Annotated in this window: 11 protein-coding genes; 4 read left to right on the top strand and 7 right to left on the bottom strand. The window is 69.6% G+C overall.

Annotated features, from left to right (window positions below; all coding sequences use genetic code 11):
• Positions 1 to 52: 52 nt before the first annotated feature.
• On the bottom strand, positions 53 to 4,339 hold the full coding sequence (locus KUA19_RS33510; protein WP_217402640.1) for a galactose-binding domain-containing protein: 4,287 nt from the start codon (positions 4,337 to 4,339) through the stop codon (positions 53 to 55).
• Between the two features lie 394 nt (positions 4,340 to 4,733).
• On the opposite strand from KUA19_RS33510, the gene KUA19_RS33505 reads away from it, so the two are divergent.
• Entirely contained in the window at positions 4,734 to 5,693 is a 960-nt protein-coding gene (locus KUA19_RS33505; protein WP_217402638.1) for an aldo/keto reductase, read from the top strand.
• Positions 5,694 to 5,730: 37 nt separating this feature from the next.
• Here the strand turns inward: KUA19_RS33505 and KUA19_RS33500 are convergent, their stop codons facing one another.
• Positions 5,731 to 6,573, bottom strand: coding sequence for an alpha/beta fold hydrolase (locus KUA19_RS33500; RefSeq protein ID WP_217402636.1), 843 nt, complete (start codon positions 6,571 to 6,573; stop codon positions 5,731 to 5,733).
• An 86-nt stretch (positions 6,574 to 6,659) separates the two neighbouring features.
• Between KUA19_RS33500 and KUA19_RS33495 the strand changes: the two genes are divergently transcribed.
• Positions 6,660 to 7,085, top strand: a complete 426-nt coding sequence (locus KUA19_RS33495; RefSeq protein WP_217402634.1) for a YybH family protein — start codon at positions 6,660 to 6,662, stop codon at positions 7,083 to 7,085.
• 3 nt (positions 7,086 to 7,088) lie between these two features.
• On the opposite strand, the gene KUA19_RS33490 is transcribed toward KUA19_RS33495, so the two are convergent.
• The 3 genes from KUA19_RS33490 to KUA19_RS33480 all read right to left on the bottom strand — a co-directional run bounded on the left by KUA19_RS33490 (position 7,089) and on the right by KUA19_RS33480 (position 9,345).
• A complete protein-coding gene (locus KUA19_RS33490; protein WP_217402631.1) occupies positions 7,089 to 7,658 on the bottom strand; it encodes a DUF3159 domain-containing protein in 570 nt (189 codons plus the stop codon).
• Between the two features lie 188 nt (positions 7,659 to 7,846).
• The gene (locus KUA19_RS33485) at positions 7,847 to 9,079 is read right to left on the bottom strand and encodes a right-handed parallel beta-helix repeat-containing protein (protein ID WP_217402628.1); all 1,233 of its coding nucleotides are present in this window, start codon (positions 9,077 to 9,079) and stop codon (positions 7,847 to 7,849) included.
• A gap of 65 nt (positions 9,080 to 9,144) precedes the next feature.
• Entirely contained in the window at positions 9,145 to 9,345 is a 201-nt protein-coding gene (locus KUA19_RS33480) for a hypothetical protein (protein ID WP_217402625.1), read from the bottom strand.
• 181 nt (positions 9,346 to 9,526) lie between these two features.
• Here KUA19_RS33480 and KUA19_RS33475 point away from each other — a divergent pair, with 181 nt between their 5' ends.
• Positions 9,527 to 10,486, top strand: coding sequence for an ATP-binding cassette domain-containing protein (locus KUA19_RS33475; protein WP_217402622.1), 960 nt, complete (start codon positions 9,527 to 9,529; stop codon positions 10,484 to 10,486).
• A complete protein-coding gene (locus tag KUA19_RS33470) occupies positions 10,483 to 11,307 on the top strand; it encodes an ABC transporter permease (protein WP_217402619.1) in 825 nt (274 codons plus the stop codon). Before KUA19_RS33475 ends, KUA19_RS33470 begins: the two co-directional genes overlap by 4 nt.
• Positions 11,308 to 11,574: 267 nt before the next feature.
• On the opposite strand, the gene KUA19_RS33465 is transcribed toward KUA19_RS33470, so the two are convergent.
• Positions 11,575 to 13,635 carry an NACHT domain-containing protein gene (locus KUA19_RS33465; protein ID WP_217402617.1) on the bottom strand — a complete coding sequence of 687 codons (2,061 nt, stop codon included), beginning with the start codon at positions 13,633 to 13,635 and terminating at the stop codon, positions 11,575 to 11,577.
• Positions 13,636 to 13,774: 139 nt separating this feature from the next.
• Complete coding sequence (locus KUA19_RS33460; protein WP_217402614.1) at positions 13,775 to 16,957, bottom strand: AfsR/SARP family transcriptional regulator; 3,183 nt, start codon at positions 16,955 to 16,957, stop codon at positions 13,775 to 13,777.
• Positions 16,958 to 17,112: the final 155 nt, after the last annotated feature.

Below are 17,112 nucleotides of genomic sequence, written 5' to 3'. Positions count from 1 at the left end.
GCGACGCCCCCGGCAGGCGGTGCCTGCCGGGGGCGTCGGTGGTGCGGTGGGACTAGTTGATGGTGAGCGTGAACGTGGTGGTGGTGTTCTTGATGTTCTGGAAGTTGTTGCTGAAGGTCAGGTTGTTGAACGTCGCCGAGCCGATGGCCGGCCCCTGACCCGCTTCCGGCATCTCGTTGACCCAGATGCCGATACCGGACTTCGCGTCGTACGCGTCACCGCTCTTCTGGGCGCCGCTGATGCGGACGTTGGTGAAGATGGTGTCGGTCACCGGCTGCTGCTCCGGGTACTTGGTCTGGAACATGATGCCCGAGTACGTCGGATCGATGATGTCCACATCGGTCAGTCGAATGCCCTGGAAGGTGTGGGTGGCCGCGAACACCCAGATGGCGCCGAAGGTCTGGTTGCCCCAGAAGTGGCCACCTGCCCGGACCAGCGAGATGTTCTCGAACTTCGTCGGCGGGTTGCCGAACCCGACGAACGGGTAGCCGAAGTTCAGCGACGAGATCGTGATACCCGAGTACGTCAGCATGTCCGCGATGTACAGGTTGCGGAACGTGTTGTCGTAACCGCCGTACACCGCCAGGCCGGCCGCGCGCCAGGTCAGCGTCGCCGAGAGGTTCTCGAAGACGTTGCCGTGGTCACCGACCGAGCCACCGCTGTCGGTGGCGGAGAACAGCGCGAACGCGTCGTCGCCGTTGCCCCGACCCTCGACGTTGGTGACGAGGTTGTTGGTGGAGTCGTTGGTCAGGTTGATGCCGTCGGCGAAGGTGTCGCGGATGCGGCTGTTCTTGACCGTCCAGCCACTGACCTTGACGCCCCAGAAACCGCAGACCGTGTGCTCGACCCAGACGCTGTCGAAGGTCAGGTTGTTGACCTGGCTCAGCTCGCCCCAGACCTTGCCCGGACCGTCCTGGCGGATGGTGTAGTTGCCGAAGAACGCGAGGTGCTCGAACGTGGAGCCGTTCGCGCTGCTCTCGACCCGGAAGCCCGCGTCGGTGTTCTCCTGCGTGGTCGGGGTCTCGAAGCGGGTGTACCACATGCCCGCGCCGGTCACCTTGATCGGCTTGCCGTAGATCTGGAGCTTCTGGGCGGTGGTGTACGTGCCGGCCGGCAGGTACACACCCGTCCAGGTGCCGGTGGTGTCCATGCGGACCGCGTCGAGGGCGTCCTGCACGTTCTGGTGGCTGAAACCGGCCGGCACCTTCAGGTGAGCCGGGTCCGGGTTCGCCCGCGGCGACACCTTCTCCAGGTTGATGAAGTCGATCGCGAACGTGCCGGAGTTGGCGGCGTCCTTCTGCAGCTTGATCGTGCTACCGGCCGGGACGGTGCTGTCCAGCAGGATGTTGGCCTCGTCGTACAGGTGGCGGGCCGGGCCGGCGCCGGGCGAGTTGCTTGGCCCCGCTTCCGCGCCGTACAGCCACGAGTGCTTGGAGGTCAGCGTGATCGCCTTGTGGAAGGTGCCGTTGACGTAGATGTTCAGCGTCGACGTGGTGCCGGTGCCACCCGCGTTGTCCGGGATGGAGAACCGGGTGACCAGCGCGTTGGCGTCGGCCTTGGTGGTCCACTGCACGTACGAGCCGTTGGTGTTCAGCGTGACGGCCTTGCGGCCGGACGCCTCACCGCCGAGGTCGCCGATGGTGCGGTTGGGGCCTACCACGCCCGCGCCGCCGCCGGTGGTGCCGTCCTCGGCCTCGTACATGTCGTAGCCCAGGTTGGCGCCGCGGCCGACGAAGAAGCCCTGCGTGCTGGTGTTGTTGCCCTGCTTGACCGGCAGCTCGTTACCGTCGACCGCGATGGTCGTGGTGACGTTGTACTTGCCGTTGACCGCGGTCCAGGTGCCGAGGTTCACCGGGGACGTGGTCGCCCCGGCGTTGATGACACCGGTGTACGACCCGGTCTTGGTGGTGATGGTGGCGCCGGTCGCGGCGTCCTTCAGCACCAGGGTGATGCCGTGCGCGCCGGAGGCCGAGGCCATGACGCCCTGGTTCTTGATCGACACCGAGAAGGTGACGGTGTTGCCCGCCGACGGGTTGCTCGGGCTGAACGCCACCGCGGCGGCGACCAGGTCCGAGGTCTGCACCGGCGCCACCACCAGGTTGGTGGGGTTGGTGTAGCTGTTGTTGGTCTCGCTCTGCTCGATGACCGCGTTCGACTCGTCGACCTTGGCGGTCAGCGCGTACGTGCCCGCGTTCTGCGTGCCGATGCTCACCGAGACGTTGGACTGCGCGCCCGCGGCCAGCGACGCGACGTTCGCCGTACCCACCTTGGTGGTGCCGAGGTAGAAGTTGACGTTGGTCGCGCCCGCCGTGGCGGTGCCGTTGTTCTTCACCGTCGCGGTGGTGGTGATGGTGTCGGTCTCGATCGGCGAGGCCGGGCTCCAGGTCGCCGCGGTGACGGTGAGGTCCGGGTTCGGCGCCGGGGTGCCGATGACCTGGAACTCGGCCACCTGGCCGCCGGGGGCACCGGAGTTGCCGGTGAACTGCAGCCGCACGTCGGCGTAGTTGCCCGAGGCCGGGATCGTGACGGTGTTGCCCGACGACGGGTTGAAGCTGTACGTCTGCGCCGACACGACGTTGACGAACGAGCTGGAGTTCTGGTCACGGCCCAGGACCTGGATGGTCTGGGTCCGCGCGCCCCACGCCGGGTCCGGGTTGAGCTTGACCACGATCGAGCTGAGCGACACGTTCGAGCCCAGCTGCACGGTGAGCTGGTTGGGCGACGTGCTGCCCTCCCAGTACGTGGTCAGGTCGCCGTCGACGGCCAACTCCGGGGCGTACACCCAGGTGTGGCCGTTGTCGGTGACCGGCTTGCCCAGCGCCTGGTTGGTGCCGCCACCGCCGGAGCCGTTGCGGGTCACCGTGTTGCTCATCGGCGAGATGTTGCCCGCCGCGTCCTTGGCCCGCACGAAGTAGCTGACCGTGGCGGTGTCGGGCTGGCTGTCGGTGTACGTCAGCACGTTTCCGGCGACACTGGCCCGCAGCGAGCTGTTGGCGTAGATGTCGTAGCCGGTCACGCCCACGTTGTCGGTCGACGCGGTCCAGGTCAGCTTGATCTGGCCGGACGCCGGCAGGGTGTAGGCGAGGCTGCCCGGCGCGGTCGGCGCCTGGGTGTCACCGGACTGGCCGGTGCGGGTGACCGTGTTGCTGTTGCCCGACTGGTTGCCGGCGGCGTCGCGGGCCCGCACGTAGTAGCTGACCGTCTCGCTGTCGGGACGACCGTCGGTGTAGGTCAGCGTCGAGCCGCTGACACTGGTCAGCAGCGCGCCGTTGGCGTAGACGTCGTACGCGGTGACGCCCACGTTGTCGGTGGAGGCGTTCCACGTCAGCTTGATCTGACCCGAGGCGGGCTCGGTGTAGGCCAGGCTGCCCGGGGTGGACGGAGCCACGGTGTCACCGGTCGACGGGCCGTAGACCTCGAACTCGGACAGCTGCGCGGCGGGCCAGCCCGTGTTCGCGGTGACCCACAGCCGCACGTAGCGGGTGTTCGCCGCCGAGAAGTTGATCGTCACCGTGTTGGCCGACGGGGCGAAGGCGTACGCCGTGGCGGCGACCAAGTTGGTGAAGTTCGACCCGTCCGTGGAGCCCTGCACCGTGATGGTCTGGGTACGCGCGCCCCAGCCGGTCGGCAGCTTCAGCACCACCTTGTTCACGCTGACGGTCGAGCCGAGGTCCACCCGCACCCACTGCGGGAAGGCGTTGTTCGTGCTCTCCCAGTAGGTGCCCTGGTTGCCGTCGACGGTGTTGCCCGAGCCGTAGACGTCGGCGTGGCCGCTCTCGGCCGTCGCCTTGCCCTGGGCCAGGTTGGATGAGCCGCCGCCGGTGCCGGCGCCGTAGATCTCCAGCTCGGACAGCTGCGCCGCCGGCCAGGTGGTGTTGGCGGAGATGTTGACCCGCACGTACCGCTGGCTGGAGGCGGTGAAGTTGAGCGTCACCGTGTTGGCGCTGCCGGGGCTGAACGTGTACCCGGCCGAGTTGACCAGCGTCGACCAGGTCGAGCCGTTGGTCGAGCCCTGCACCGACAGCGTCTGGGTGCGCTGCTCCCAGCTCGCCGGCAGCTTCAGCACCACCTGGTCGATGCTGGTGGCCGCACCCAGGTCGATCTGCGCCCACTGGGGGAACGTGTTGTTCGTGCCCTCCCAGTAGCTGCCCTGGTTGCCGTCGTTGAGGTTGCCGGTGACGAAGCCGTTGTTGGTGCTGCTGGCGCTCGCCGTCTTGCCGAGCGAAAGGTTGGGACCGCCTGCCGCCTGCGCTGTCAGCGCCGGCGCGCCGAAGACCATGAGGCTGGTCGCCACCAGGCCGACGAGCAGCCGCAGTCTGCGGTTTTTCGTGGTTTGCATTGCACTCCTCCCTGCATGTTCCGTTCCCATGGGCGCGCCACCGGCGCGGCGGCGCACACCGTCGGGACGCGACAGTGCACACCGGAACCGCCGGGTGGCGCCTCGACCGGAGCGGGATGCGTGACCTGCGCTTTCGCGCCTGTGCAACGCGGGCGGTCGAAAAGGCTCCGCGACAGAGCCGTGTTACCGGCTCTTGTCATCGGTGTTTCTGGCTGTGGTAGCAAAACGTTAAGCCAGGCGCGGCTAGAAGTCCACAGATCAATGCAAAAACTAAACCGGATCTGTGTAATCGCTGGTAGAAAGCGCGTACAGCTTCGGCTGACGGCGTGACCTGCGACGGGAGATGATGTAGGAGAACCGATGCCTACCCGCATCGCCCGGATTGGACGCAACCATGGCACTGGACCGACTGCCGAACGGCGCGCCGATGATCGGCCTCGGCCTGGCCGCCGTCGGCCGCCCCGGCTACATCAACCTCGGCCGCGCCGGTGACCTACCCGAAGACCGGTCGGTGCCCGCGCTGGCGCAGCGCACACACGAACTGCTCGACGCCGCGTACGCCGCCGGGGTGCGCTATGTCGACACCGCCCGCTCGTACGGCCGCGCCGAACAGTTCCTCGCCGACTGGCTGCGCACGCGTGAACCATCCGATGTGGTGGTCGGCAGCAAATGGGGCTACACCTACACCGCCGGATGGCGCGTCGACGCGACCGTCCACGAGACCAAGGAGCACAGCCTCGCCACGTTCATCCGGCAACTGGCCGAGACCCGGGAACTGCTGGACGGGCGGCTCGACCTGTACCAGATCCACTCGCTGACCCCGGACAGCCCGGCCCTCGCCGACACCGCCCTGCACCGCGCCCTGGCGGACCTGCGCGACAGCGGTGTCACCGTCGGATTCTCCACCAGCGGGCCGCACCAGGCCGACACCATCGACGCGGCCCTGGACATCGAGGTGGCCGGGCAGTCGCTGTTCGGCAGCGTCCAGTCCACCTGGAACGTGCTCGAATCCTCGGCGGGTCCGGCGCTGGCCCGCGCCCGTGCCCGCGGCTGCCGCGTGATCGTCAAGGAGGCGATGGCCAATGGACGCCTGGCCTGCGGCGCGGCGCCCGAACCCGTCGCCGCGCTGGCACGCGAGCAGGACACCACACCCGACGTGATCGCGCTGGCCGCCGTGCTGGCTCAGCCATGGGTCGACGTGGTCCTCTCCGGCGCGGCCACCGTCGCGCAACTACACAGCAACCTCGCCGCGCGTCACCTGGCCCTGACCCCCGCCCAGCTCGCCCCGCCGGCCGAGCTGGGCGAACCCCCCGCCGACTACTGGCAGCACCGAGCCACCCTCCCCTGGGCCTGACCAACCCCATCCCGCCCCGCCGGCCGGCGGCGTTGGCCTATGCCTGCGCGGGGTCGAGGGCGAGCAGGTCGAGTACGAGCTGTACGACGGCGTGTGGCGTGTCGGTGATGGAGAAGTGCGCCGCACCGGGGATGGTCTTCAGCTCCACGTGCGGCGCCCGCGCGATCCCCGCCTGCTCCTGCTCGGTGAAGCCGACCTCGTCGCGGTCACCCCTGGCCACCCACACCGGCGTCGTGGCGGCGGCCAGCCGACCGGTCAGGTCGCCGTACCGCTTGATGTGGTCGAAGAAGCCGGTGACCAGATGCCGGTTGGCGGCGTGGGAGTTGAGCTTCATCTGCGCGAACAGCTCGTTGAAGCGTGCCGAGGGCAGCCGGTCGCGCATGCCCTTCTTCAGCGACGGATTGATGCCCAGCCACACCAGCGTGCCGACGACCGGGATACGACTGGCCCCATCGAGCGACAGCAGGTCGGCCTCCTCATCCGCACGCGAGAACGACGGCGACAGCAGCAGCAGCTTTCCTCGGTATCGCCCACGGGCCGCGATCTCGACGCCGACGTTGGCGAAGTACGAGTGCCCGACGATCAGGTCGATCGACTCGCGTTCGGCGTACTGCTCGACGAGGTCGGCGTAGGTCTCGACCCGGTAGTCGAAGCCCTTGGGCACCGGGCGGCCCGCGAAGCCGGGCGGGTCGGCGGCCCGCGCCAACACGCCCGCCTCCGCCAGCGCCGGATCCGACAGGACGTCGGTGTAGAACTCGGCCGTGCAGAACAGCCCCGGCAGCATGAGCACCCGGGAAGCGGTCTGGTCGGGCGTGTTCTCGATGATCTCCCAATTGTCGTCCTCACGCCGCCGTAGCGACGCGGTGCCTGTGGTCGTCACACCGCCAGCGTATGACCGCGGCGCCGCGGTCGCGGATGTTTGTCCAGGTCGGCCGTACCGGAACGGATCGGTCGTACCCTGACGGCATGGCTGACGATGATCTCGCGGCGATCGGCGACGTGATGCAGGCCCTCGGCAAGGCGTTCGCGACCCTGTCCGCCGACGGGGTGGCCGGGCTCTATACCGCCGACGCCGACTGGACCAACGCGTTCGGCACCTCGCGCAAGGGCGGCGCCGCGATCGAGGCGTACCTGGCGAACCTGTTCGCCGACCGGCACTTCGCCGCGGGCAAGCCGCTCGGACCGCCGCAAGCCGACATCCGCCTGCTCACCGCCGACGTCGCCGTGGCCAGGACCTACCTGGAACGCGCCGGGCAGCAGACCGCCGACGGCGCGACCATGCCGGTACGCCGCAACTTCTCGCTCAAGGTGTTCACCCGCGAGCCCGACGGCTGGAAGATCGCGTCCGACATGTACATGGACGCCCGCGAGGACACGACGCTGGGCGGCTGACGCTCAGGCCGCCGGGGCCGGGTGCTCGCGGGCGCGGACCTGCTGCGGATACCACATGGTGAACTTGTACGCCCCGGCGATCAGCGCGATGGGCAGGATCCAGTTGACCCAGGCCCTGCCGCTGCTCATCTGCTGGGACAGCACGCCCAGCACCGCGCAGGCGGCGAAGACCAGGCCCCAGACGAGGGTGAGCTTGCGGTTGACCTGCTTGTAGATCGGGCGCTGCCGGACCTCCGGCGGGGTCTGCTCGCGAGCGTACTGCTCGGTGAACGGGGTGAAGGCCAGCGAACCGAGCACCACCAGGGCGAGGATGCCGCTGGAGATCGCCTGCGAGTAGCGCTCCAGCCATTCCAGCTGGCCGGGGTCGAGCAGCAGGCCCGCGATCGTCAGCGCGCCGAAGAAGGCCGCCGAGATGATCTCGACCAGTTTGATCGGCTTGTGGTGCCGTAGCGGGAGCAGCAGGATCAGCGTGGCCACGAACGCACCGCCCGCCGCGTAGACCCAGGTGCTCGGCCCCGCGACCACCCAGAAGATGATCCACGGCACGAACCCGCGAAACGCATTGCCTCCCATGCGCCGAACGATATCCGTTCAACCCCGTTATCGCCTGATTTTGCGCCAGCTCACCGTCCCACTGCGACCTTGGTGCGGCCGGCAATCGCCGGTTTCAGGCACGAGTCGGGCCGGAGTGGTTTCTCTGATCGGAAACGCCGAGCAAACCGCGGAGCCGACGGCACGCGCCGCCGACTCCGCCTTCCGCGTCAGCCGGCGCGACGCGTCACCGCGACGGCGTGGGCACCTGCCTGACCCGGCGGCCGCGCGCGGTGTGCGCCGGCCGAGACCGGCGCCGAGCCGGGCACCCGCACGATCGACGCCGTGAACCCGCAGCAGTCCTGCGTCTTCGTCGGGGTCGCCGCGCCCTTGATGACGACCCCCTTCAGCGTCGCCGTGGTGTCGGCGAGGTCCGCCACGGCGATCACGCCGACCGGACCGCCGACGATCTTCTCGTGGTCGAGGGTGGTGTCGCCGTCCTGGACGATCGCGCCGTAGAAGATGCTGTCCCTGGTGACGTTGTCGTGCACCCGGCAGCAGTCGGCGAACGCGAACAGGTAGAGCCCGGCATCGTTGCCGATGAACCGGTTGTGGGCGATCTCCGTGTCGGCGGCGGGCAGCGCACCTGGGCCGTCCTCGAACGCGGCGGCCTGGAACTGGACACTCGGGTCGGGTCCGCAGGCATCCTCGAAGTCGTTGCAGCGGTTGCCGATGACGACGTTGCGGGTGACGTGCGCCGACGCCGCGTCACCGATCTCCACGCCGCCGGTGAAGACACTGGTCGCCGGATCGATCTTCGCGTCGAGGAGACTGTCGGTCAGGGTCACCGTCGTGCCCGCGCTGAACGCCGTCAGGGCGACGCCGGTGTAGTGCGTGACCTCGACATGGTCGATCACCGCGTGGCCGACGTCGCCGGTGAGGAAGCTGCCGACCAGGATGCCGTTGCCGTCGTGGTCGCAGCTCTCGACCGGGGTGTTGACGATGTCGCTGACCCTCGCCCGCGACAGCTTCAACGTCGCGCCGCCCGCAACGAAGATCCCCGCGTGCAGCGGCTGCTCGGCGCACGGATGCGCGACCGGTCCGGACACGCCCAGGTTCGCGATCTCCACCTTGGCTCCGCCAGTGACCCCGATGAGCGCGGCGGCATCGCCCACGTTCGGCTTCAGCGGATCCGGCGCGACGACCGTGGTCGCCTTCCTACCCGCGCCGAACAGTCGCAGGTTCTTGGAGATGGTCACCTGTTCGTGGTAGCGGCCCGGCGCCACCCGGACCGTGTCTCCGGCGTACGCGGCGTTCACCGCGGCCTGGATGGTCGGGTACTGGGACGGCACCTGCAGCACCGACGGGCGCGCCGCGGCGCCGGTGGCCGGGAGCAGCGCGGCGAGCACGGTGACCGCCACCGCCGACGCGGCCTGAATTGGTCTGATTATCCGATATGTCACAGATCCCGATATTAGAGGCGATCGTCCTCATATTTAGGAAGATCGCCGGTTTCGGTGCAGACACCTCAGGCGGGATCGAGCATGGCGTGGTCGATGATCCAGCCGAGCCGCAGGATCTCCTCACCGCCGTACTCCAGGGCGATGATGCGGGTGAAGCGCTCGCGCAGGTGGCCGCTGCCCAGGTAGTGAACAGCGCAGCTCACCCACTGGGAGCCCGGGGACGCGGGCGCGGACAGGACGACGTGCTTGCCGCACCGGTGCTGCATGCTGACCTCGCCGAAATCGGGGGGACCTCGCGAGAGGCGGGGGGCCTTGCAACGTACCCGATAGAGGGCCTGAGCTGCTAGATCTCCGCTGACACGGGCGTGACAGCGGCGTGTGCGCGTGCTGGCAGCGGCCCGCCGGACAGTGGGTCCCGTCGCACACTGACTGACGGAACGAGGAATCATGACCTTCGCTTTCCAGGCCGAGGGCCTGGTCAAGCGGTTCGGGGCCACGACCGCGCTGGCGGGGGTGGACCTGGCCGCCCGCCCCGGCACCGTGCTGGGCGTGCTCGGCCCCAACGGCGCCGGCAAGACCACCGCGGTACGCATCCTGGCCACCCTGCTGCGCCCCGACGCCGGACGGGCCACCGTCGGCGGGCTCGACGTGGTCCGCGACGCCGACGCCGTACGCCGCCGCATCGGCCTGACCGGCCAATACGCCTCCATCGACGAGGACCTGACCGGCACCGAGAACCTGGTGCTGATCGGGCGCCTGATGGACCTGCGTACGCCCGACGCCCGCGCCCGCGCCGCCGAGCTGCTGGCCCGTTTCGACCTGACCGAGGCCGCCGGACGCCCGGCCCGCACCTACTCCGGCGGCATGCGTCGCCGCCTCGACCTGGCCGCGAGCCTGGTCGGCCGCCCTGACGTCATCTACCTCGACGAACCGACCACCGGCCTGGACCCGGCCAAGCGCGACGACGTGTGGAACATGGTCCGCGGCCTCGTCGACGACGGCTCCACCGTGCTGCTGACCACGCAGTACCTGGAGGAGGCCGACGCGCTCGCCGACGAGATCAGCGTCATCGACCACGGCAAGGTCATCGCCCACGGCACCCCCGCCGACCTCAAGCGGATCGTCGGCGGCCAGACCATCGTGGTCCGCCCCGCCGACCCGGCCCACCTCACCCAGACCGGTGCGATCCTGACCGAGGTCAGCGGCCACCAGGTCGAGTCGCCCAGCCGTGGCGTGCTCACCGTCCCGGTCCCCGGCGACAAGGCCTTCACCGAGGTCGTCCGGCGCCTCGACGCCGCGGGCGTCTCCGTCGTCGAACTGTCGCTGCGCCTGCCCAGCCTTGACGAGGTCTTCTTCACCCTCACCGGTCACGGCACCGACAAGTCGCCCGAGGAGGCACGCGCATGACCACCACCACCCTCGCCCCCGCCCAGCGCCCCGGCGGCAGCGCCGCCGCCCCGGCCCGGCGGCCGTTCGCGCTGCTGCGGCACAGCCTCGCCCTGGCCGGACGCAGCCTGACCAAGACCATGCGTACGCCCGAGCAGCTGCTCGACGTCACGCTCCAGCCGGTGATCTTCGTGGTCATCTTCGTGTACCTGCTCGGCGGCGCCATCGCCGGTAGCCAGCACGAGTACCTGCAGTTCCTGCTCCCGGCGATCATGGTGCAGACCGCGATGTTCGCCTCCACCGCCATCGGCGTCAACCTCAACACCGACATCAAGAAGGGCGTCTTCGACCGCTTCCGCAGCCTGCCGATCGCCCGCTCGGCACCGCTGATCGGGGCGGTCGTCGGGGACGTGATCCGGTTCGTGGTGTCGATCGTGGTGCTGCTCGGGCTCGGGTTCGCGCTCGGGTTCCGGTTCGGGACCTCGCCGTTGCTCGGCCTGTCGGCCTGCCTGCTGGTACTGGGGTTCAGCTTCTGCCTGAGCTGGATGTCGGTGCTCATCGGCATGCTGGTGCGCGAACCCGGCGCCGTGCAGGGCATCTCGTTCATCGTGATGTTCCCGCTGACCTTCGGCACCAACATGATGGTGCAGACCAGCACGCTGCCCGGCTGGCTGCAGGCATGGGTGAAGATCAACCCGGTGACGGACGTGATGTCGGCGTCGCGGGCGCTGATGCTCGGCGGCCCGACCGCCGGACCCGTCCTGCACACACTCGTCTGGTCGCTGGGCATGCTGGTGGTGTTCGCCCCGCTCGCGGTCCGCGCCTACCGCCGCCGCACCTAACCCGGCGAGTGCCTTTGCTCTGCACCCATGTGCTTGCTCTGCACCCATGTGCTTGCTCTGCACCCATCCGCGCAACACCTTCTGCGTCCACGGGTGCAGAGCAAAGGCATGGGTGCAGAGCAAAGGCGCTCGCCGATGGCTTCCCGCCGCCCGAGCGCAAGGAGGTCAGGCCGAATGATCCGCAGACCCGGAATGCCTACGCGCGACGGACCTCGGCGGCACGGCCGATCTGCCGGCGCTGGCCGATCGCGCAGAACGGCGGGACCCTCAGGAGCGTTTCGCGAGCCAGTCCTGTAGTTCTCGGTGACGGAACTGGATCGAACCACCGGAAAGCCGTAGCAGGCCTGCCTCGTAGGCCCAGTCCAGGAAACGGGCGGGCCGACGCGGCAGTCGGCCCTTCCGGGCGGCCAACCACGTGCCGATCAGATAGGACGGCCACAGTGACACGGCTAGCAGGAATGGCGAAAACACCACCAGCCCGCAGCACATGGACCGTAGCAAATCGTGCACACGCGCTTGCCTGATCACATCACTGGGACGTTCCAGTGCCACCGCCGGCGACTCAATCGTCTCGAAAGCCGCATGAAATCCGAATGCAATGCCTCCGCCAATATATATGACGATCATCAGTGTCACGTCATCGATGATGGCTGAGGTGCTGCCCGCAACGAGGAGATCCGGAAACAGACCTCTCACCAATAGGCCAAGTGCCGACAACAGAATTCCGCCAACCGGTGCCAGAACCAGGCCCCAGACGAAGAGGCGCCGCACCCTGCTCTGCCGAAGCAGAGCGAAGTCGAACCGCTCAAAGTCACTCCATCGATGCGACGTGCCGATGGCACCTACTACGACCACTCCAGACGACAGCGCGAATACGATGATCTGCCAGGTCCGATGCGGCGAGCCGAGGAGTAGGTACGCCGCTCCATAACCGGCGGCAGCGACCAGCCCATTCAGGATCCTGGTCGTCCAGTCCGCCACCGGTCCGCCGAGCTGCCAGATGCGGTCGGGCCTGAGATCTGCCGTGCTCCGACCCGAAGTCCCACGATGATCGCTAACTCCACGTGCCATATGGGTCATCCACTGGGTGACGTTCTCGGCGGAGTAGGTGTCGTCAACCGGTGGGCGCTGCCGGACGACGGTGGAAATGAGCCGTGCCGTCAGCGAATCCAGCAGCTCCGGCTCCGACAGACCGACCATGTCGGCTGGCTCACCGCGTCCGTCACGATAGACGGTCAGCGCCAGGAACAGGCGCCACGGCGTACGGAGGGCACGGCTCAATGACGAGTCCGGCTCGGTGCGCAGCAGATCGATCACCACCGCCCAACTCCCGGATATTGCGCTCGGCGGCAGTCGCCGCTCCAAGTAGCTGATCACCTGTTCGGGATCCAGCGGCTTGATGATCACTAGCTGAGTGTCTTGAAGCACCGGCACCGGCCCGGACCCGGTCGGGACCGTCGCCAACCCCTGGTAGTGGCCGCGTCGACAGGTAACCACGAAAGAGCGCCGACCATACACGTTCAGCACCCGAACAAGCAGTGGCGCTCGTTTCAGCCCGGTCGGCCCGTCCTGGTCCATCTCGTCGAGCCCGTCCAGGACGGGCAGCACCATTCCAGCGCCGACCAGCTGCTTCGCGATCTGCTCATCGACACCATGACTGACGATGCGCCCGATGATCCACTGGTCGAAACGCTCGACCAGGTCCGGATCGCCTAGTTGGGCGGCTTTCTCGTCAAGGTCCCACGACGGAAGGCTCGCCCAGACCGGCACCCGAAGCTCCCCGCCGTCATGACGTTCGGCGGCCAGCGCCAAAGCCCGAGCCAGATGGTAGGCCAGAACGGTCTTGCCACTGCCCGGCTCACCCAAGATGACCAGGCGTCCGCGTTCAAGCGTGCCAAAGTAGGCATCCATGTCGGCCAGCGAACCCCGTGTGTCACCGCCATCGGCTCGCCATTGCACGAGCACAGCCTCGGCCTCGTGATGCGGGCCGCGAAAGGTCATGTCGGCCGGTCGAGCATCCGCATCGTCAGCCAGTGCGCGGCGCAGCGCGGAGTTGGCTTCCATCGCGGTGGCGCGGGCCAACTTGCTGGCAGCCTGCCGCAGAACGTCCGGCCCGATGTCCGAACGTGCGCTTCGGGAAGTGATCAACGGGATCAACACCCCGACCAGGAGCGAGAGGACGCCGGCGATCTGCGCACCGCGGGTCCCGGCCCGAAGCAAGAATACTCCGGTCACGACAATCGCCAGCATGACGAGCAGGACCAGCGGGGAGAATCTGGGTCGGTGGCGTTCAGACGTCACCGCTGCATCATCCACCAGCAGGGACACATAGGACACGTCCCGAAGCTGGCGTAGACGTCCACCGATCGGGCAATTCATTGCCGTGCGTCGACGGCGTACCGGATTGGCCTCCACGAGACTGGCCGTGCCCGGTGCTCTCCCATGCTGCTCGCTGACGGCAGCCGAGCTAGGCGTTTTCGGGGGAACCGCCAGGGTCCACCTTCAGCGCCGCCAGCGCCTCCGCCCGCCCCAGCGCACGCCCGCGCGCCAATTCCACCGTCGCAGCGGCGTCAGCGGCGACCAGGTCGGCGACCCGGATGGCATCAGGGCTTCCCCGGTCGGCGACGCCACGGATGCGCTCGGCCGCCCCGAGCACGTACCCGGCCCGCTCCGGCTCCCCCGCCGCCAGCCAGTAGTCCGCCAACGCGACCCCGGCCTTCGCCACCACCGGCATGTCCTTGACCTGCAGCCCGGCCGCCAGCGCCGACACCAGCTCCACGCGCGCGGTCGCCAGCTCCCGCCGCGCCACCATCAGGTGCGCCACCGACGTCCCGATCAGTGCCAGGAACTGCGGCGACACCATGAACGTCTCCGCGACCTGTGCCTTGGCCGCCGCGTAGTGCTCCCATGCCTCGTCCAGCCGGTCCTGGTAGCGGGCGAGGTCGCCCAGGGTCAGCAGGGCTCCGCACACGTCCCGACCGTTGCCGCCCCGGGCCAGCTCGCGCAGGTCGGCCCGCGCGGCGTCGTACTCGCCCAGGTGCACGCGCATGGCGGCCAGCCGCATCCGGGCGTAGCCGCTGTCCTCGTCGGAGCTTAGCTGCCGTACCAGCGAGATCGACTCGTGCAACAGGCCGACGGCGACTTCGCCGCGCCCGCGTACCAGCTCGGCCTCCGCCAGCGCGGTCAGCGTGACCGACAGACCGGCCCGGTCCCCGATGGCGCGCAGCCGGGCCACCGCGTCCTGCATGTCGGCGTACATGCCTTCGGCGTCGCCGTCGTTGTCGCGGATGAACGCCCGCGCCGCCAGCAGCATCGCCTGCGCCCACGGGTCGGCGTTGCCCAGCCGCCGCTCGATCGCGGCCAGCCCGGCCTCGGTGTTGTCGGCGACCATCGCCATCGCGGGTTCCACCAGCGCGAACAGCGGATGATCCCACTCCGGGTCCACCTCGGCCGCCAGCTTGACGAACGCCTCCATGACGCCGGAGACGCCCTCCTGCGACGGCTCGACCGCCGCCTTGTTCACCAGGTGGAAGACCCGGGCGAGGGTACGGGTCTGCGCCGACGTCGGCCCCGGCACCGCCAGCGCCTGCCCGAGCCACGTGGCCGCCTCGGCGTTGTCGCCGAGCACCGTCCAGAACAGCCCCAGTGAGGCGCCCATCCGCACCGCCGCGTCGGCGTCGCCGGTATCGCAGGCGTGATGCAGCGCCGCGAGCACGTTGTCCCGTTCGGTGACGAGCCTGCCGATCCACTCGATCTGTTCGGGACCGCGCAGCTTCGGTTCGGCGGTCTCGGCCAGCTCCAGGAACCAGGCCAGGTGCGCGTCGCGGGTGGCGGCCAGCGTGCCCGCGGCGGCGAGCTGCTCCAATCCGTACTCCCGAATGGTGTCGAGCATGCGGTAGCGCGGCTCGTCGGCGGGGACGACCTGCAGCAGCGACCGGTCGACCAGGGCGTCGAGCAGGTCGGGCACCTCGGCGGCAGGCAGGTCGGGGCCCGCGCACACCCCCGCGGCGCTGTCGTGGGCGATCCCGGCCGGGAACACGGCCAGCCGGGCGGCCAGCAGCCGCTCCTGCTCGCCGAGCAGGTCCCAGCTCCAGTCGACGACGGCGCGCAGCGTCCGGTGCCGGGCCAGCGCGGTCCGACTGCCGCCGGTGAGCAGCCGGAACCGGTCGTCGAGCCGGGCCGCCACATGCTGCGGCGACAGCGTACGCAGCCGGGCGGCGGCCAGTTCGATCGCCAGTGGCAGTCCGTCCAGGCGGCGGCAGATCTCGACCACGGCGGCGACGTTGCCCTCGTCGACGACGAAGTCGGGGCACACCGCCACCGCCCGGTCGCGCAGCAGCTCCACCACCGGGAACGTCAGCGCCCGCGCCACGTCGGCGTCGGGTTCGGGCAGGCTCAGCGGCGTGACCGGGCACAGTGCCTCGCCGAGGATGGCCAGCGGTTCACGGCTGGTCGCCACGATCCGCAGCCGGGGGCAGCGGCTGAGCAGGTCGTCGGCGAGCTGCGCGACCGCGGCGACCAGGTGCTCGCAGTTGTCGAGCACCACCAGCGTCCCCGGGGCCGACAGCGCCTCGACCAGGCGACTGGTCGCGTCGCGCGGGGCGGTCGATGCGCCCGCGTTCTCCAGGTGCGGCAGCTCGCGCAGCTCCAGGGCGGCCAGCACGGTCTGGGTCAGGTCGATCGGGTCGACGACGGCGGCCAGCTCGACCAGCCATACCGCGCCGTCGCCGCGCCCGGCGTGCTCGGCGGCCACGGTGGTGGCCAGCCGGGTCTTGCCCGCGCCGCCGGGGCCGACGAGGGTGACCAGGCGTCCGGCGGCCAGCTGCTGCTCGATGCGGGCGCGTTCGGGCTCGCGGCCGACGAAGCTGGTCAGCGCGGCGCGCAGGTTGCCGCGCCGGGCGGGTTTGCGCCCGGCCAGGGCCGGGTCGGCGCGCAGCACGGCCACGCGCAACTCCTGCAACTGCGGGGACAGGTCGAGGCCCAGCTCGTCGGCGAGGCGGTCGCGCAGCGCGTCGTACGCGGCGAGCGCCTCGGCCTGCCGTCCGGCCTGGTAGAGCGCCTGCACCAGCAGCGCGTGCGGGCGCTCGCGCAGCGGGTTGGCGCGGGTCAGCTCCTCCAGCTCGGCGACCAGGTGTTCGCCGCCCCCACCGGCCAGCTCGGCCTCGATCCGGTCCTCGGTCGCGGACAGGCGCAGTTCGGCCCAGCGGGCGGCGGGCGCGACTGCGTACGGCGCGTCGGCGACCTCGGCCAGTGGCTCGCCGCGCCACAGCCGCAGCGCGGCGGCCAGCGATCGCGCGGCGGCGGCCGGGTCACCGGCGCGCAGCTCCCGCTGCCCCTGCCGGGCCAGTTGCTCGAACCGCAGCGCGTCGACGTCCTCGGTGGTCAGGTCCAGTCGGTAGCCGCCAGGGCCGTAGCTGACCGTGTCGTCGGGCAGGGCGCGGCGCAGCCGCGACACCAGCGACTGGACCGCGTTGGCGGGGTCGGCGGGCACGGCCTCGCCCCAGAGGGCGTCGGCGAGCGCGGGCACGCTGACGGTCCGGCCCGCGTCCAGTGCCAGCCGGATCAGCAGGGCGCGCAGCCGCGCCCCCGTGATCTCGATGTGTCGCCCGCCGGAGCTCACCTCCAGCGGCCCCAGGATCCCCACCCGCATGGCGACCAGTCTCCCAGGTCGCGGCCACGTCCCGCCCCCGACCCAACTTCCAAGATCACCCGCCCGCGCCGGCGGCCCACCAAGATCACTTATGTTGCCTGGCAAACGGGCGAAAGGTGCCCCAAGATACGCCCAGTTGCCAGGCAAGATGAGCG

This window comes from Catellatospora tritici (assembly GCF_019083965.1).
Lineage (GTDB): Bacteria > Actinomycetota > Actinomycetes > Mycobacteriales > Micromonosporaceae > Catellatospora > Catellatospora tritici.
The sequence above is the reverse complement of the archived record's forward strand: the minus strand, read 5'-3'. Positions and strand labels throughout refer to the sequence as shown.